Annotated in this window: 18 protein-coding genes; 12 read left to right on the forward strand and 6 right to left on the reverse strand. The window is 35.9% G+C overall.

Annotated features, from left to right (window positions below; translation table 11 throughout):
* Window positions 1-3: 3 nt before the first annotated feature.
* Window positions 4-348, reverse strand: a complete 345-nt coding sequence (locus HMPREF2937_RS01360) for a hypothetical protein (RefSeq protein ID WP_002479650.1) — start codon at window positions 346-348, stop codon at window positions 4-6.
* Window positions 349-448: 100 nt separating this feature from the next.
* On the opposite strand from HMPREF2937_RS01360, the gene HMPREF2937_RS01365 reads away from it, so the two are divergent.
* Window positions 449-1,165: a CPBP family intramembrane glutamic endopeptidase gene (locus HMPREF2937_RS01365; protein WP_002479649.1), complete on the forward strand. Its 717-nt coding sequence runs from the start codon at window positions 449-451 to the stop codon at window positions 1,163-1,165.
* A gap of 26 nt (window positions 1,166-1,191) precedes the next feature.
* Here the strand turns inward: HMPREF2937_RS01365 and HMPREF2937_RS01370 are convergent, their stop codons facing one another.
* Window positions 1,192-1,878, reverse strand: coding sequence for a helix-turn-helix transcriptional regulator (locus HMPREF2937_RS01370; protein ID WP_070863863.1), 687 nt, complete (start codon window positions 1,876-1,878; stop codon window positions 1,192-1,194).
* A 399-nt stretch (window positions 1,879-2,277) separates the two neighbouring features.
* On the opposite strand from HMPREF2937_RS01370, the gene HMPREF2937_RS01375 reads away from it, so the two are divergent.
* The 8 genes from HMPREF2937_RS01375 to HMPREF2937_RS01410 all read left to right on the forward strand — a co-directional run bounded on the left by HMPREF2937_RS01375 (window position 2,278) and on the right by HMPREF2937_RS01410 (window position 10,921).
* Window positions 2,278-3,087 carry an inositol monophosphatase family protein gene (locus HMPREF2937_RS01375; protein ID WP_070863864.1) on the forward strand — a complete coding sequence of 270 codons (810 nt, stop codon included), beginning with the start codon at window positions 2,278-2,280 and terminating at the stop codon, window positions 3,085-3,087.
* A 64-nt stretch (window positions 3,088-3,151) separates the two neighbouring features.
* Window positions 3,152-4,108: an LCP family glycopolymer transferase gene (locus HMPREF2937_RS01380; RefSeq protein WP_180364609.1), complete on the forward strand. Its 957-nt coding sequence runs from the start codon at window positions 3,152-3,154 to the stop codon at window positions 4,106-4,108.
* A 117-nt stretch (window positions 4,109-4,225) separates the two neighbouring features.
* Window positions 4,226-4,528, forward strand: coding sequence for a hypothetical protein (locus HMPREF2937_RS01385; protein ID WP_070863866.1), 303 nt, complete (start codon window positions 4,226-4,228; stop codon window positions 4,526-4,528).
* Between the two features lie 561 nt (window positions 4,529-5,089).
* On the forward strand, window positions 5,090-8,047 hold the full coding sequence (gene fdhF / locus HMPREF2937_RS01390) for a formate dehydrogenase subunit alpha (RefSeq protein ID WP_002479644.1): 2,958 nt from the start codon (window positions 5,090-5,092) through the stop codon (window positions 8,045-8,047).
* Window positions 8,040-8,510, forward strand: a complete 471-nt coding sequence (locus tag HMPREF2937_RS01395) for a helical membrane plugin domain-containing protein (RefSeq protein WP_002479643.1) — start codon at window positions 8,040-8,042, stop codon at window positions 8,508-8,510. The genes fdhF and HMPREF2937_RS01395 overlap by 8 nt, the downstream gene beginning before the upstream one ends.
* Before the next feature lie 124 nt (window positions 8,511-8,634).
* Window positions 8,635-8,886 (forward strand): hypothetical protein, encoded by a 252-nt coding sequence (locus tag HMPREF2937_RS01400; RefSeq protein WP_037556062.1) that lies wholly within the window; start codon window positions 8,635-8,637, stop codon window positions 8,884-8,886.
* Between the two features lie 25 nt (window positions 8,887-8,911).
* Window positions 8,912-9,688: an N-acetylglucosaminidase gene (locus HMPREF2937_RS01405; protein ID WP_002479642.1), complete on the forward strand. Its 777-nt coding sequence runs from the start codon at window positions 8,912-8,914 to the stop codon at window positions 9,686-9,688.
* A gap of 108 nt (window positions 9,689-9,796) precedes the next feature.
* On the forward strand, window positions 9,797-10,921 hold the full coding sequence (locus HMPREF2937_RS01410; RefSeq protein ID WP_070863867.1) for an FAD-dependent monooxygenase: 1,125 nt from the start codon (window positions 9,797-9,799) through the stop codon (window positions 10,919-10,921).
* A 94-nt stretch (window positions 10,922-11,015) separates the two neighbouring features.
* Here the strand turns inward: HMPREF2937_RS01410 and HMPREF2937_RS01415 are convergent, their stop codons facing one another.
* The 4 genes from HMPREF2937_RS01415 to HMPREF2937_RS01430 all read right to left on the reverse strand — a co-directional run bounded on the left by HMPREF2937_RS01415 (window position 11,016) and on the right by HMPREF2937_RS01430 (window position 13,220).
* On the reverse strand, window positions 11,016-11,984 hold the full coding sequence (locus HMPREF2937_RS01415) for a 2-hydroxyacid dehydrogenase family protein (protein WP_002479640.1): 969 nt from the start codon (window positions 11,982-11,984) through the stop codon (window positions 11,016-11,018).
* 87 nt (window positions 11,985-12,071) lie between these two features.
* On the reverse strand, window positions 12,072-12,386 hold the full coding sequence (locus tag HMPREF2937_RS01420) for a DMT family transporter (RefSeq protein WP_002479639.1): 315 nt from the start codon (window positions 12,384-12,386) through the stop codon (window positions 12,072-12,074).
* Entirely contained in the window at window positions 12,386-12,718 is a 333-nt protein-coding gene (locus tag HMPREF2937_RS01425; protein ID WP_002479638.1) for a DMT family transporter, read from the reverse strand. Before HMPREF2937_RS01425 ends, HMPREF2937_RS01420 begins: the two co-directional genes overlap by 1 nt.
* 121 nt (window positions 12,719-12,839) lie before the next feature.
* Window positions 12,840-13,220: a DUF4870 domain-containing protein gene (locus HMPREF2937_RS01430; RefSeq protein WP_023015020.1), complete on the reverse strand. Its 381-nt coding sequence runs from the start codon at window positions 13,218-13,220 to the stop codon at window positions 12,840-12,842.
* Window positions 13,221-13,651: 431 nt separating this feature from the next.
* Here HMPREF2937_RS01430 and HMPREF2937_RS01435 point away from each other — a divergent pair, with 431 nt between their 5' ends.
* The 3 genes from HMPREF2937_RS01435 (at window position 13,652) to HMPREF2937_RS01445 (ending at window position 16,904) form a co-directional block, all read left to right on the forward strand.
* Window positions 13,652-14,722: an NAD/NADP-dependent octopine/nopaline dehydrogenase family protein gene (locus HMPREF2937_RS01435; protein WP_070847935.1), complete on the forward strand. Its 1,071-nt coding sequence runs from the start codon at window positions 13,652-13,654 to the stop codon at window positions 14,720-14,722.
* A 24-nt stretch (window positions 14,723-14,746) separates the two neighbouring features.
* Window positions 14,747-16,165 (forward strand): Na+/H+ antiporter NhaC, encoded by a 1,419-nt coding sequence (gene nhaC, locus HMPREF2937_RS01440; protein WP_023015017.1) that lies wholly within the window; start codon window positions 14,747-14,749, stop codon window positions 16,163-16,165.
* Between the two features lie 235 nt (window positions 16,166-16,400).
* Window positions 16,401-16,904, forward strand: coding sequence for a hypothetical protein (locus HMPREF2937_RS01445; RefSeq protein ID WP_002479634.1), 504 nt, complete (start codon window positions 16,401-16,403; stop codon window positions 16,902-16,904).
* The last annotated feature ends 88 nt before the right edge of the window (window positions 16,905-16,992 follow it).

Below are 16,992 nucleotides of genomic sequence, written 5' to 3' on the forward strand. Positions count from 1 at the left end.
AAATTAGTCAATAATTGAGTGTGAGGTTAAAAGAAAAAGCAAGTGATGAATGGGTTTTTGCCACGTTTTGATCATCACATTTGTATTGCCAGTGTTAAGGATTACTAACGGCTGCAAGATTAATTTGGCTAATAAGTCACAGTAGCGTTGTGTAATAAAAGAAGGGTGTGTTTCAACTAAGCTTTGTGCTTTGTGATAATATGCTTGTAGATATGTTGTGATATCATTTGCAGTCTGTTCAGCAGGTTTCTGTTGATTTAAAGTTATATAGTGATGATAGGTGTCGCTTAAAGTAATCAAATGAATCAGTTGTGCGTAAATATCTGTTTCAATTGTTTGTTTTGTCATTACTAATCATTCCTTAAAAGATAAATTTAATTTGTGATTTGAAAGCCGATAACTTAAGATAAATGCATGAGAAGTTAAATTTTGTATAGAGGAGCATCTTATGGAGTTAAAAAATAATAAGCCAGCATGGAGAGATTTAACGTTAATTCCGATTGGTTTTGTTTTAATCTTTTTATTTACTTTTTTAGAAACGTTAATAGCAGCCAATTTTAATGTACCGATGACCGTTGAAACATTGATTCCAATTTCAGCTATAGGTCAAATCAATACATATATCGCACTTTTAATTATTTACTATTATTTTCACTATAGTGAAATGCCTATGAAATTGTCATCAGGATGGCATTATGTTAAGAAACATTGGTTGTTCTTGTTAATTATGCTGCTGATTGCAATGGGAGGAGAAACACTCTACAATTATTTGGTTTCGTTCTTGCCTGAAAATTTACAGTATACAGAAACACAAAATGAACAGGAATTAGAATTATTGTTCAGAAATCCGGCATTTTTACCTTTCACATTTATTTTTGTAGTAATTATAGGTCCTGTTGTTGAAGAATTATTCTTCCGTACCATTTTGATTGGAGAGTTAGGGAAGAAGTTGAATTATATTGTCATGGCGATTATTTCGGTTATCGGCTTTGCGTTGATTCATGTCACAGGAGCCGAATCTCCATTTGAAATCGGGTCCTATTTAATTATGGCAATTGTTATTGTTTATGTATATTTTAAATCAGGTAAAAATACTGCAGCTACTATCGCAATTCACATCGCGAATAATTTTGTTTCTTTTATCATCACAATTTTATATCTATAATAAAAAATCCAACTGAGGTGTATCCCTTAGTTGGATTTTAAAAATTGTTGATAATTATAGATAGTAATATCGTGAGTCTTTAATGTTTTATGGAATGAATAAGAGATGTCTTGAATCGCTTGAATCGGTATTTCTTTTGTATGTCCATGACCAATATCAAAGATAACGACACGCCATTCAGCTTTGCGACATATCAATCCGATAAAGATGACATTTTCAGTATAGGTCTCACTTTCCAAATCATATTCGACTAACATCACATTACGCTCTGCGCAATAAATTAATAAGTCTGAAAAGATTTGCGGTATTGTCTCGTTTGGATTAGATTCAAATTTAATGTAACGATCCATGCGTTTTAACAAACGTCTGATATGTGTTGCTGGCTGATTGAGACATTTCTTGATAATTTGTGCAATTTCTTTTTTATAAGGTAAACGAGAATAAGATTGACTCTCGTTTAATGTCATAAATAAAGCTAGCATTTGTGCTTCGTTTAATTCGAGTTGAATCGGTGCAGGATGGCTTTGAATCTGGTATCCGCCGAGCATGCCTTGTTTTGCGATAATTTGGACACCTTGTTTTTCAAGATCTTGGATATCTCTTAATATCGTATGCTTTGAAACTTTAAGTGTTTTCGCAAGTTGTGCTGCAGTGAGTTGATGGTTGGTTTCAATTGCCTGAACAAGTTTATTTTGACGTTCTATTTTATTCAATTAAGCCACCTCCGATATATTACATATTACAATCATTATATCATATCTCTTAAAATTTGATGTTTTTAGGTAATGTACTTGTAGAAAAAATTAAAAAAAGTCGAAAAAATTTCAAGTAAACGCTTACATTTTATAAAATTATGTGCTAAACTATCATTAGTAACTAGGAGATAGCACTTAGTGAACAAAGGGGTAATGATAAATCATGTCGTGTGATTTATTAGAACGTGCGAATCACTAGTTAATTAACATCTTCAATATTATTACTTACTTTCCTTTCTATGCCGACTAGTTAAGCTAGTCGGTTTTTTTATTGATTATAAAGTCGTTAACAGTTCATTTGTGTTCCATGCTAGAATGAAAACATACATAAGAAAAATAAAGGATGAGGTGTGTAATTTGAATCGTAATCAACTGCTTCAATTAGACCAAGCAATCAGACACTGGTTGAAAGGGTTAGATGATATTATTCCTAAACTGATTGCGGATATGCATACAGAAACAAAAGCAAATCAGTTTGATTTAGTAACCAATGTAGATCAAATGATTCAAGATCAATTTGACGCATTTTTAAAAGAACATTACCCAAGTCATGAACTTTTCGCTGAAGAAAAAAATAATGATTTAGTAGATGCGAAACATGGCGATGTTTGGATAATGGATCCGATTGACGGTACTGCGAATTTAGTAAAACAAAAAACAGATTATTGTATTATCTTAAGCTATTTCTCTGAAGGTCAACCGATGCTTGCTTACATTTATGATTATCCTCACCATACACTTTATAAAGCCATCAGAGATGAAGGTGCATTTGAAAATGAAGTACGTATGCCTAAGGTTCCTTCTTTAGATATCAGTGAAATGATTCTGTCGTATAATCCATATGTTTTAAATGATCATACACAAGCAGATTTAAAAGCGGCAGCATTCAGTTATCGATTAATCGGGGCTTGCGGATTAGATTCTTTGCGCGTGATGAAAGGTCAATTCGGAGCACACATTAATACAAATGCGAAACCTTGGGATATTTCTGCACAGTTTTTATTTGCGAAAGAACTTGATTTGAAAATGACGAATCTTGATAATGAACCAATTGATTTTGCGGTTGGCGGACCGTTTATTATTAGTAATAAAGGGTGTCATGAAGCGGTTCTAGAAATATTAAATCAAAAAGGCGGTTATCAAGTTAATAAAGTTACTAAGACTTAAGCACCATGTTAGTTAAAATCAACTATAATATAATGGATTGAAATGAAAGATGAGGAGTGGTTGGGTGAAGAGAACAGATAAACCTGGTCGTAAAATGGGACTTGTACCAAAAATATTATTATGGGCATTTGGAATTTTAGTAATACTTGCGCTTGTTGCAGCAATCTACTTAGCAATTAAGATTTTTGCGGTTGGCGGAAAGATTCATAACCCTCTAGACAGAGACAAATCAGAATTACGAAAAGAAAAAGTAGATTTAAACAAAGGTGATCCATTCACAATTGCTTTATTTGGTGTGGATAGTAATGAAAAACGTCAAAGTGAAGGGGACGGACAACGTTCTGACTCAATCATGGTGTTATCGATTAATCCAGATAAAAAGACAACTGAAATTGTCAGTATCCCACGTGATACTCAAGCTGAAATTGTCGGACATGATTCAGTAGAGAAAATCAATCATGCTTATGCGTATGGTGGTCCGGATATGGCTGTGAAATCACTTGAGAAATTGCTGGATGTACCGATTGATCATTATGCGACAGTTGATATGGATGGCATCAAAGGTATGGTCGATGAAATCGGCGGTGTAGATGTTATCAGTAATGCGACATTTAGTTATAGTGGTTACTGCTTTGTGAAGGGCGAAAAAACACATTTAGATGGTGACAAAGCTTTAGCGTTTATCCGTTCACGTAAAGAAGAAGGTGCAGGCGGTGACTTCGGTCGTCAAGAGCGCCAACAATTAGTGTTACGTGGTATTGCGAATGAATTAACAAGTGTGAAGTCACTAACGAACTTTAATGGTGTGACGGATCAAATCAAAGAGAATGTTACAACTGACCTATCTCTAGGTGAATTAAATACAGTCCGTTCTAAATATCAAAAAGCAAATGAAAATATGAACCGTTTAGAACTACAAGGCGGTGGAGGTATTCAAAGTGATGGCGTTTATTACTTTGTACCTGATGAAAGTTCATTGAATAACGTTTCAAATGCGCTAAGACAAAATTTAGAATTATAAATGAAATGCCGAGGCAGGGTTAATCTTTGTCTTGGTATTATTTTACCCTAAAATTTAAAATTGTATATAAATAAAATACATGTTTTGGGGTAATGATAAACAGAGGGGGAATTTTTTATGACAAATAATAATAAAAATCAAAATAAAGTAGATGAAAAAGAAGTACAAGATGTATCTGAAATGGTTGATGAAGGCGGCTTAGGTGCAGATAATTATTATGGCATCAATGAATTCCAACCGAATGGCAACACTGTAGAAGTTGGAATTGATCAATTCAAATTGAAAGTCAGCGAATATAATGATGCTGATTTAGTCAATTCATTAATTGCACATGCAGATGCAAACCATAATGAAGAAAAATTTGATGAAGCTATCAATATTATTAAACAAGAAGTATTAGGTAGATTACACGATAAGTAAGCAAAATACCGGCATGTGATATGTCGGTATTTTTTAAAAGAAAATTCAAACTAATTCGTCTATGAAATAGAGTAATACATTATGTTAAATCCTTTAAATCGGCACCAAAAAAAGAGATTCATGAATAAAAAGTTTAATATGTCAACTTTAGAGAGAATATATAAGTATAGGACTTAACATTTAACTTTAAAAGTAATAGAATTAGTAATAAGACTATTTTTTATTGCGTGGGGCAAAAAAAGACTAGTCTTCAATATTTACGGAATATATAAAATAAATAGAGGTTTAGGAAATGAGTTGAATCTTTAGAGGCTGAATGTTTCTAAAGGAAGTGAGATGCAACCGCAAACTTCGTTGCATTGTTCATCTAAAGATTGCTTAATTTCAATAGATATTAATGTTGATACATACATTCGTATCTGTGACGTAAGCGTGACATCGGGGATTTCATGCGACTCTTATACTGTTCTTTTGACCCTCATCAATCAGAATGCAGTATACCTGTCGGTATGTCATCAGCTTAAACACATTTGCAAGACCTCAGAATATAGGGGTGATTACATGCAAGAACATCTTGTCCTTACATTAGACGGGAAAGACTATCTTGTGGAACCAGGTACGAATCTTCTCCAGTTTATTAAATCTAGAGATACATTTGTGCCGTCAATCTGTTATAACGAATCATTAGGGCCGATTGAAACTTGTGATACATGTGCAGTAGAAATCGACGGAAAGATTGCACGTGCATGCGGCACAACAATTGATCGACCAATGGTCGTTAATACGACAAACAGCGATGTTAAAGCATCTCAAAAAGAAGCTTTAGATCGTATTTTAGAAAAGCACATTCTGTATTGTACAGTATGTGACTACAACAACGGTGATTGTGAAATCCATAATACAATGGATGAATTCGGTGTTCAGGAACAATCATATGAATATAAAGACAAAGGTTACGAGAAAGACTTCGGTCCTTTCTATCGTTATGACCCAAGTCAATGTATTCTTTGCGGTCGTTGTGTAGAAGTTTGTCAAGACGTTCAAGTCAATGAAACATTATCAATCGACTGGGAACGTGAACAACCACGTGTTATCTGGGATAACGACGTATCAATCAACGAATCATCATGTGTATCTTGCGGACAATGTGCGACTGTATGTCCATGTAACGCAATGATGGAAAACCACATGGTGGGTGAAGCAGGTTACATGACTGATACTGAACCAGGTACATTAGCAGACATGATTGACTTAACTAAGAAAGCAGAACCAGGTTATGGTCCATTATTCGCAATTTCAGATTCAGAATCTGCATTACGCGAAGAACGTATTGAGAAAACGAAAACAGTATGTACATACTGTGGTGTGGGATGCTCATTTGATGTATGGACGAAAGACCGTGAAATTCTTAAAGTTCAACCGCAACATGATTCACCAGCTAACCGTATTTCATCTTGTGTGAAAGGTAAATTCGGTTGGGACTTCGTCAACTCTGAAGAACGTTTAACGAAACCTTTAGTACGTAAAGGTGACGAATTCGTTGAAGTAGAGTGGGAAGAAGCATTGAACGTAATTAGCGAAAACTTCTTACGTATCAAAGAAGCTAAAGGTTCAGATGCATTATCATTCATCGCATCATCTAAAGGTACAATTGAAGAATCTTACTTGATGCAAAAATTAGCACGTCAAATGGGTACAAATAACGTCGATAACTGTTCACGTTATTGTCAAGCACCCGCAACGAAAGGTTTATTCAGAACTGTAGGTCACGGTGGTGACTCAGGTTCAGCGGATGATTTAATGAAAGCAGGCATGGTGGTATTAGTAGGTACAAACACTGCTGAAGCTCACCCAGTTATTGCTTCTAAAATCAAACGTGGACATAAATTATTCGGTAACAAACTTCATGTATTCGACATTCGTCGTCATGAAATGGCTGAACGTGCAGACAAATTCTATCAACCAAAACCAGGTACTGACTTGGCATGGTTAGCTGCAGTTACGAAATACATTATCGATAACGACCTTCACGATAAAGCATTTATCGATGAGTGGGTAGATCACTTCGATGAGTACTACAAATCATTAGCACCATTCACATTAGAATTTGCGGAAGAAACAACAGGTATTCCTAAAGATGACTTGATTCACTTCGCACATGAAATGGTTGATTCTAATGGCGTATGTATCGCTTGGGCGATGGGTGTTACTCAACAAGACATCGGTAGTGATACAAGTACTGCAATCTCTAACTTGTTATTAGTAACAGGTAACTATAGAAGAGAAGGTACAGGTGCTTATCCATTACGTGGTCACAACAACGTACAAGGTTGTAGTGATGGCGGTAGTATGCCGGATAAATTCCCTGGTTACCAAGATGTAACTGACGATGAAGTACGTGCGAAATTCGAAAAAGCATGGGGTATGGAACTACCAGCTATTGCTGGACGTGATAACCATCAAATGATGGAAGGTATCCATAACGATGAAATCGACGCAATGTACATCTATGGTGAAGACACTGGTATCGTAGATGCAAACATCAACTTTGTACAAGCAGCGCTTGAAAAAGTCGACTTCTTAGTCGTTCAAGATGCATTCTTGACACAAACAGCACGTTTCGCAAACGTTGTTTTACCAGCTAGTCCTTCACTTGAAAAAGAAGGTACTTTCGCAAATACAGAACGTCGTATCCAACGTTTATATCAAGCAATGAAACCATTAGGCGACTCAAAACCTGACTGGGAAATCATTCAATTGATCGCAAACAAAGTTGGATTAGACTGGAACTACTCACATCCAAGTGAAATCATGGATGAAATGGCAAGCTTAACACCATTATTCGCTGGTGTAAGATATGACCGTTTAGAAGGTTACAATTCATTACAATGGCCTGTACATGAAGATGGAACAGATGAACCTACTTTATACTTAGACGGGTTCAACTTCCCTAATAAACGTGCCAAATTATATCCATTAACATTCGACAACTTCTTCAAAGAAGATGAAGAATATGATATCCATGTTAACAATGGTCGTATCCTAGAACACTTCCATGAAGGTAATATGACTTACCAAGTGCCTGGTATCAAATACAAAGTGCCGAATGTTTACGTTGAAATCTCACCAGAACTTGCGGAAGACCGCGGGATTCATGAAGGTGCAGATGTTAGATTAGTTTCTTCAACAGGTCAAGTTGAATTAGTTGTTCACATTACTGACCGTGTTAAAGGTAAAGAAATCTATATTCCGATGAATAATAACGCTGACGAAGATGGTACTGCAGGTGCAGTCAATATGCTGACAAACAGTGACGTTGACAAAGACACAGATACACCATCTTACAAACGTACATCAGCACGTATGGAAGTTATTACACGTAGAGGTAAGTCACCACTTAACCCTTCTAACTTCCGTGTGAATACAGAACGTAACCCGCAATACAGTGTTCAAGTTCAGAAAAAATGGGCACGTCCAGACTACGTGTTCCCAGGAAATCAGGTGAGACACGATGGCTGAAAACATTAGAAAAATCAAACGTATGGAAATTTCACATGAAGAGCAAAAAGCGAAAGATCTTGCAGAGGTTACTGATGCCATTTCAGAAAACAAAGATGTCATCATCAAAGCGATCCGTTTAATGCGTGTCTTAGATGATGCGAAAATCTTAGACGCTGGTATCGGCGCAGTTGAAAAACGTGGCTTCATTACAAACAAGATCACAAAAGAGTTGAATAAAGAGCAATATACTGGCTTATTAAACAACTTAGCACCACTTGTATTCATGCTTGGTAAAGTGGATGTTGCAGGTACAGAAGAAATGTTGCTTAAGTTGAACAAAGGACTTAAAAATGCGAATGCTGCAAGTCCAAATCAACGTACAACAATTTCTAGCTTAGTCGGCTTATTGAAAGACGATGAAGCAAACAGAAGTATTACGTATTTCGTAAACTTATTAAAAGGAATGTCACGCGAAGATTAAGCACCATTCTATAAGAGCTGTTCTTTTTAGAACGGCTCTTTTTTTACATACAGAATCTATCTGCCGACGCTGTCAGAAATATGATAAACTTTAATAGAATTTAGATGTAGATGATAGAAAGAAGGTGTTGACGATTAACCCGAACATATTAAAAGCTTTAGCACTGATTTCAAATTTATTTGTTGTGCTTGGTTTTATTTTTTTGATTATGATGAAAGCCGTGCTTGCGATTACCATGTTTGCGATCGGTTTAATTATCAGTTTAATGATGTTTAATGTTTTATTCCGTGACAGAACAGGAATGAAGATAATTATCAATCTCTCTTTTACAATTGTGATGATTGTAATCATTGCAGCATACTTTATGTTGAAATAGAAAAAATACATGAGGAGTTCGCATAATGAATCGTAAAGTAAAAACGCGTATTTTCAGGCTGTTTGTCGGCTTAATTCTTTTAACTTTTATTATTCTATTTATCATTAATGAAACGAATTGGTTCAGCAATGATAAGAATTATACATTTGATGAAGCTGTTCAACTTCAAACTTCAAAAGGTGTATTGAATACGAAAGAAGACAATGGTCAATTTGTGAATGCATCTAAAGCAGATGTTGAACAAGCTATGGCAATTAAAAGACAGAATCATAATATCAGTTATATGGATATTTCAGAGCCTGTCTCAATGGATGAAAAAGAAGTGAATCAATTATTAAAAGGCAAAGGCGTGCTTGAAAATAAAGGGGACGCATTTTTAAAGGCACAAGATAAATATGATGTGAATGTTATTTATCTCGTCAGCCATGCATTAGTAGAAACAGGACATGGACGTTCTGAGTTATCGAAAGGCATTAAGTTTAAAGGAAAAACATATTATAATTTTTATGGCATCGGTGCGTTTGATGAAGACGCAATGAAGCATGGCCATAGTTATGCGAAAAAGCAGAAATGGACGTCACCAGAACGTGCAATTATGGGAGGTGCACGTTTTGTACGAGAAGACTTCTTCGATAAAGGACAAATTTCACTTTATCAAATGCGTTGGAATCCTAGCAATCCTGGTCAGCATCAATATGCGAGTGACATCGGTTGGGATCAAAATATTGCAGGTATGATGGATACGTATTATCAAAAATATGGTATTAAGAAAGATGATATTCGTAAAAACTTCTATAAATAACCAAAGAGGGCAGCAGCCCTCTTTTTTTAAGCTATCCGGCTAGATACATAGGAAATAGGGAATATGATAGAATAAATAGGAAGTGTTAAAAAGAGGTGGATTATTGAGATGAAAATAGCAATTGTCGGCGGCGGCATTGGCGGACTCACCGCAGCTGCCTTATTACATGAACAAGATCACGAAATACATGTATTTGAACAACAAGATGAAATCAAAGAAATCGGTGCAGGTATCGGCATCGGTGGTAATGTATTAGACAAACTCGGCAATCATGATATGGCAAAAGGAATTAAAAATGCAGGACAAGTCATCAAAGAAATGGAAATTTTAGATGACAAAGGACATGTATTAAATAAAGCAGTGATGAAAAAAGGAACAGTTAATTTAACACTGCCAAGACAAGCTTTATTAGATGTTATCGCATCTTATGTTCCAAAAGAATTAATCCATACAGGAACTAAAATCGTGAAACTCGTACAAAACAGTTCGAAAGTTACTTTAACAACTGCACAAGGTGATACACATTACTTTGATTTATGTATCGGTGCAGATGGCGTACATTCAATTATTCGCGGAGAAGTAAACCCTAAAGCCACTGTTAACTACCAAGGCTATACATGCTTCAGAGGAATGGTCGACGATGTAACTTTGAATGATCCGCATACAGCGAAAGAGTTTTGGGGTGCTAAAGGTCGTGTAGGGATTGTACCGATGTTAAATAACCAAGCGTATTGGTTTATCGCGGTTAATGCGAAAGAAAACGATCCTAAATTTAAAGAGTTCACGAAACCTTATATTCAAGCATATTACAATAACTATCCAAATGAGGTCAGACGTATTCTAGACCAACAAAGTGAAACGGGTATTTTACACCATAATATTTACGATTTAACACCGCTTCAATCCTTCGTCTATGGTCGCACATTATTACTAGGTGATGCAGCTCATGCGACAACACCGAATATGGGACAAGGTGCAGGACAAGCGATGGAAGATGCGATTGTGTTAGCAAATTGCTTAAATACTTATGATTTCAGAGAAGCTTTAGCACGTTATGATGCGTTACGTGTGAAACATACTGCAAAAGTGATTAAACGTTCTCGCAGTATCGGTAAAAAAGCACAATATCAAAATGGCTTGATGATTGGCTTGCGCAACTTTGTGTTGAAACGCACACCGTCTAAATTGATTTCAAATCAAGCGAAATTCTTATACAAAACGAAATCTGTATAAACAACCAACATCGTTTAAAACGATAAAATAAAGAAATAAAAAAATGAGGTCTGGGATATTTTCCCAGGCCTCATTTTACTTAAGTGTAAATATCTTATTTAACGTTATTTACAACATATTGTGGTGCTTTGTTGTCTTTTAAGACATCTACTGTGTTATTTGCGACAATTTCAGCCATACCGTCACGTGCTTCAAATGTAGCGTTACCGATATGCGGCGTAATCACGACATTATCTAGTGATTTCAAGTCTTCAGTGATTTTCGGTTCGAATTCATAAACGTCTAACGCTGCACCTTCGATGACTTTGTCTTTCAATGCATCAGCAAGTGCTTGTTCGTTTACAATCGGACCACGCGCAGCATTAACTAAATAAGCTGTCGGTTTCATTTGTTTGAATTGTTCTGTATCGAACAAGTGGTGCAATTCTGGTTTGTAAGCAGCGTTGATTGTGATAAAGTCTGATTCTTTTAATAATGTGTCAAAATCAACGTATTTCGCACCTAATTCTTTTTCTTTATCTTCTTTACGATGTGGACCTGTATAAAGGATATCCATATCGAATGCTTTCGCACGTTTAGCGACTGCATAACCGATATTACCTAAACCGAAGATACCGATAGTTTTACCTGATACTTCACGTCCTCTGAAGAATAATGGTGCCCAACCATCGAATCCTTTCGTACGTGATAACTGATCACCTTCAGCAATACGACGTGCCACTGCAAGAACTAACGCAAATGTTAATTCTGCTGTTGAGCGTGTTGAAACGCCAGGTGTGTTTGTCACATAGATGCCTTTAGATTCAGCATATTCAATATCTACGTTATTAAAGCCGGCACCGTAGTTTGCGATTACTTTTAAGTTTTCGCCTGCTGCGATGACGTCTTTATCTACGTTTGTAGATAAAATACTGATTAATGCATCCGCATCTTTCACGCCATTTTTTAATGTTTCTTGATCCACAACTCCTGGACCATCGTACATATCGACTTCGATATTATTCTTTTCTAGAATATCAAGTCCTACTTGTGGGATAGGGCCTGCAATATAGACCTTAGCCATACAAAACACTCCCTTTCTTAGTTTATATATCAATTATATTAAAAGGAAGAAGGAGAAACAATGAATACACCGTAAGCGTATGCATGACTATGAAATGAGTTTTAACCCAACAGAAGAAACGACAATTAAGCCGATACAAAGAATACGCCAGATATTTTTGGATTCATTATAAAATATCATACTGATAATTGCACCGCCGCCAGTTCCAATACCTGTCCAAATCGCATAAGCCGTTCCCATCGGGATGGAATTCATAGCGAGTGATAAAATACTGAAACTGAAGATAAAGGCGATACCTAATAACACAATATAAAATTTCTTGCCTGTTCGATTCAATTCATTTAAAAGAATCACGCCAAGAATTTCAAAACAGCCTGCGATAAATAAATATAACCATGCCATCAGTGTGAGCCCTCGCTTTCTGTTTCATCTGTTGATAGTTTCAGTCCAAGAATACCAATCAATAATAAGATGATGAAAAAGAGTTTGGTAAAGCTGAAGGGGTCACCATAGACCACCATATCTAAAATAATGGTGCCCACTGTACCGATACCTACGAAAATCGCATAAGCCGTTCCCACAGGCAATGATTTACAAGCATTGATTACTAATGCGAAACTGATCGCAATCATAATTAAAGTCAGTCCCCAACTGAGCACTGAATCTGCATTTTTAATACAATTGACCCAAATAATTTCAACTAAGCCAGCTAAAATGACTTTAAACCAGCGCATACACACGCCTCCTTCTTCTTAATTCAGCACTGTCTATTTTCTCAAATTACACACAGAGAAACAATGAATGTGTTTATGAAAAAAGCATCAAAAAAACACACAACGCTGTGGTTGTGTGTGATTAGTTGAAGAAGCGGATAGATAGCGGGATTAGGTATTCCTCGCCATTATATGCTTTGACAGCCGCTATGACTGAGAATACAATGCTCAATATACCGAGAACCGGTAATATTATCATACCAATTAATACGATGCATAAAACTAATGCTACAATCGTCCATATCGTATAAGAAATAACGAAATTAAAATAGTTTTTAGCGGTCTTATTTACAAAATAAGATTCACTGCCTTTGGTTAACCAAATAATTAAGGGTCCGATAATAGTTGTAAAAAAGCTGAGTATATAAATTAAACATGCGAATAAACGTGCATCTTCTGTTGGAAATTGTTGATAGACTTCAGTGTGCTCGGTGACTTGTTCAGGTGAATGTTCCTTAGTCATAGCGCTCCTCCGATATTTAAGATTACTTTAAATATAGCAATAATTGAGTTTAAATGAAACACAATCGGAAAAACTTCAATATTTTTTACCATTTTGGACACCTAACAATAACAATAAATAAAGAGAAGTAGGGTATGAAATATATAGACGTTATTGTTAATAAGTAGCTAACAAATTTTTATTTTATTATTTGTCTAATCATGTTACGATAACTATAATACACTATTTGATGGTCGCAGAAAGCTGTAACTGTGCGTGTTCTAGCATACACAAGTCTCACAAGTTTTCTGTTTTATTTTTCTTTAAGACGGTTAAATAGAATAAATAATATTTTCACACTTCGAGAGACCGTACATCACTTTATTTCTAGCAATAAAGCTATTGTACGGTCTCTCATAATCATGACTAAACAAAGAAAGAAGGTATGAAGCATGAAAATAGCAATTATTGGTTCAGGTAACGGTGCTGTCACAGCAGCCGTTGATATGACAAGCAAGGGCCACGATGTCAAATTGTATTGCCGTAACGCTTCTATCGAAAAGTTCGATAAAGCGATTGAACAAGGCGGTTTCCACTTCAATAATGAAGGTGAAGAAAGCTTTGTGAAATTTACACAAGTCAGCGATGACATCGAAGAGGTTATACAAGATGCAGAAATTATTCAAATGATTATTCCATCAACATTTATTGAATATTATGCACGTATTATGGCGCCGTTCGTTAAGGATGAACAAATTATATTCTTCAACATGGCAGCTGCTATGGGTTCAGCACGATTCCTTAACATATTAGAAGATGAATATATCGATGTATGCCCACGTTTTTGTGAAGCAAACACATTAACGTATGGTACGCGTGTTGACTTTGAAGAGGGTATTGTTGATCTATCTTTAAATGTACGTAAAGTCTATTTCACTTCTTATATTCAAGAACATTTAAGTGAAGACTTTGAAATTGTTGAAAAGATTTATCCTCAAATTATTAAAGAAGAAAACTTATGGAAAACAAACTTAGAAAATGGTAACCCAGAAGTGCACCCAGGACCTACTTTATTAAACGTTGGACGTATTGATTACTCTGGAGACTTCTCATTATATAAAGAAGGGATTACTAAACATACGGTTCGTTTACTGCATGCGGTAGAGCTTGAGCGTCTGTCACTTGGCCGTCGTTTAGGATTCGAACTGCAAACAGCAAAAGAAGCACGTATTCAACGTGGTTATTTAGAAAGAGATCGTGAAGATGAACCGTTAAATCGTCTGTTTAACGAAAGTCCTGTTTTCTCACAAATTCCAGGGCCAAATCACGTGAAGAATCGTTATTTAACTGAAGATATTGCATTCGGTTTAGTCTTATGGTCTAGCTTAGGGCGTGAAATTGGGGTAGAAACGCCGAATATTGATGCGATTATCGTCATAGCTTCTACAATTTTAGAACGTGATTTCTTTGAAGAGGGTCTGACAATCGACGAGTTAGGCAGAGATAAAGTTGGATTAGATTAACAATTAAATAAAGGGGGACATATTATGAAGAGAATGCCGACATTACTTGAATCCATTTCAACCATCGTTGTGATGATGTTATTAGTTATTGTTGGATTTGTGGTATTTGGAATTCCAGTACAACCATTATTAATTCTTTCAGCGGCTTATGCGTCAGTAATTGCCTGGCGTGTAGGATTACGTTGGAAAGATTTAGAAGAGGGGATTACACAGCGGCTGAGTACAGCGATGCCTACGATTTATATTATTTTATGCGTAGGGATTGTAGTTGGGACATGGATGTATTCTGGAACCGTACCTGCTCTGATTTATTATGGATTAAAATTGTTGAATCCAAGTTATTTCTTGGTCTCTGCGTTTTTAATTTCAGCGATAACGTCTATGGCCACTGGAACCGCTTGGGGTTCTGCATCAACAGCAGGAATCGCGTTAATTGCGATTGCACATCAATTACATATTGATGCGGGTATGGCTGCAGGTGCAATTATTGCAGGTGCAGTTTTCGGTGATAAGTTATCACCACTCTCTGATACAACAAACTTAGCGGCAATGGTCACGAACGTGAACATTTTTGCCCATATTAAAGCGATGTTATGGACGACGATTCCTGCGTCGATTATCGGTATGATAGTTTGGTTCTTTGCGGGATTAAATCATAAATCGAGTGCGGATAAAAGCCAAATCAATGCATTATTACGTCAACTCGAAAATGTATATCATATTAATTTCAGTGTATGGATTCCAGCGATTGTTATCATCGCATGTTTATTATTCCGCTTCTCAACCGTACCGGCTATGTTAGTTTCATGTGTGGCAGCGATCTTTGTCGGCGCACTGAATCATGGCTTTAATTTTACAGATGGTTTTAAAGCTGCGTTTGACGGTTTTAAACCAGATATGATTGTCCATCAAGTCAATTTAAATGATAAAGCGACGACTTTGCTTGAGCAAGGCGGCATGATGAGTATGACACAAGTCATTGTGACAATCTTCTGCGGCTATGCGTTTGCGGGTATTGTCGAAAAATCAGGTTGTTTAACAGTGATGTTGAACACAATTAAAGATAAAGTCACTTCACCAGGTACATTAATTTTAGTTACAGTAATATCTGGTTTGATTATGGTATTAGCAGCAGGAGTAGCATCTGTTGTGATTATCGTAGTAGGTATGTTGTTATATGATATGTATGATGAGATGAAGCTGTCTCGTACAAACTTATCACGTACACTTGAAGACTCAGGTACGATGATTATTCCATTGATCCCTTGGGGCACATCAGGAATTTATTATACGCAACAATTAGGTGTAAACGTCTATTCTTACTTTATTTGGACGGTACCTTGTTATTTATGTGTGATTTTCGCTATATTCTACGCCTTTACTGGCTGGTCAGTGAAAAAGGTGAAATCACCAGACACAACACATTATACGCAGCACGGTTAAAGATGAACTGTCTCGCTTTTTAAAGTGAGGCAGTTTTTCTTTGACTTTTTACAATTTTTCGGATTTTACACATTAAACGCGTGAATCCAGGGTATAACATACTAATGGTGGAACAATTATAGTTATCTAAGAAGGATTAATTGCAATTCCAATCATTATCATTAAAAAATTAATATTTATTAGGTTTAGTTGTGTACTAAAACGGTTATTAAATATATATGAATGAGGTGATTCCATGCTATATGTAGTAATACTTGTAGCGATATTACTATTGTGTCTAGGAATTCATCGATACTTCAATTTAGATAATTTAACTGTAAAATATCCTTCTATTATCTATTTAGTAATCAGCTTTATATTGTATTTTGTAGCGATTTTGCAATATAGAGTTGATTCTTCTATGTCGGAATTTTTAGCACATGAAATGTTAATGACGTCTATCTTCGGGCTATTAATATTTTGGACATTATCCCAAACTAACAAAACAAAAGATACTGTTGTTTATACAGTAATGATATTAATCTTATCTCTTATTGAGGTTATGACTACGAGTCCTCAGCTTGGGATTAATGCCACAGTAGAAATGTTTGTGGTACGTATTGTCCTAACAGCCGGTATGGCCATAGGTTTAGGAGGCTATGTTCTTTATAGACAACTTAAACGACCCGTATCAGAAAGCTTCCCATTATTATATGTGTTAGCTTTCGCATTCTGGATTATGATCGCATATTGGTTATAACGTAGTAAATAGATAGAAAAGCCGGCAGGCTTAGGTGTAAATTCCTAAGTCGCCGGCTTCTTTGTTATGCGTATAAGTTAGTGGCAGG

Source organism: Staphylococcus sp. HMSC061G12, from assembly GCF_001838465.1.
Classification (GTDB): Bacteria; Bacillota; Bacilli; order Staphylococcales; family Staphylococcaceae; genus Staphylococcus; species Staphylococcus simulans.

Bases quoted from the DNA above. Each gene is read 5' to 3' on its own strand.
- HMPREF2937_RS01360 (WP_002479650.1), bottom strand. From the start codon at position 348: ATGACAAAACAAACAATTGAAACAGATATTTACGCACAACTGATTCAT.
- HMPREF2937_RS01365 (WP_002479649.1), top strand. From the start codon at position 449: ATGGAGTTAAAAAATAATAAGCCAGCATGGAGAGATTTAACGTTAATT.
- HMPREF2937_RS01385 (WP_070863866.1), top strand. From the start codon at position 4,226: ATGACAAATAATAATAAAAATCAAAATAAAGTAGATGAAAAAGAAGTA.
- fdhF (WP_002479644.1), top strand. From the start codon at position 5,090: ATGCAAGAACATCTTGTCCTTACATTAGACGGGAAAGACTATCTTGTG.
- HMPREF2937_RS01395 (WP_002479643.1), top strand. From the start codon at position 8,040: ATGGCTGAAAACATTAGAAAAATCAAACGTATGGAAATTTCACATGAA.
- HMPREF2937_RS01405 (WP_002479642.1), top strand. From the start codon at position 8,912: ATGAATCGTAAAGTAAAAACGCGTATTTTCAGGCTGTTTGTCGGCTTA.
- HMPREF2937_RS01410 (WP_070863867.1), top strand. From the start codon at position 9,797: ATGAAAATAGCAATTGTCGGCGGCGGCATTGGCGGACTCACCGCAGCT.
- HMPREF2937_RS01415 (WP_002479640.1), bottom strand. From the start codon at position 11,984: ATGGCTAAGGTCTATATTGCAGGCCCTATCCCACAAGTAGGACTTGAT.
- HMPREF2937_RS01420 (WP_002479639.1), bottom strand. From the start codon at position 12,386: ATGGCATGGTTATATTTATTTATCGCAGGCTGTTTTGAAATTCTTGGC.
- HMPREF2937_RS01425 (WP_002479638.1), bottom strand. From the start codon at position 12,718: ATGCGCTGGTTTAAAGTCATTTTAGCTGGCTTAGTTGAAATTATTTGG.
- HMPREF2937_RS01430 (WP_023015020.1), bottom strand. From the start codon at position 13,220: ATGACTAAGGAACATTCACCTGAACAAGTCACCGAGCACACTGAAGTC.
- HMPREF2937_RS01435 (WP_070847935.1), top strand. From the start codon at position 13,652: ATGAAAATAGCAATTATTGGTTCAGGTAACGGTGCTGTCACAGCAGCC.
- nhaC (WP_023015017.1), top strand. From the start codon at position 14,747: ATGAAGAGAATGCCGACATTACTTGAATCCATTTCAACCATCGTTGTG.
- HMPREF2937_RS01445 (WP_002479634.1), top strand. From the start codon at position 16,401: ATGCTATATGTAGTAATACTTGTAGCGATATTACTATTGTGTCTAGGA.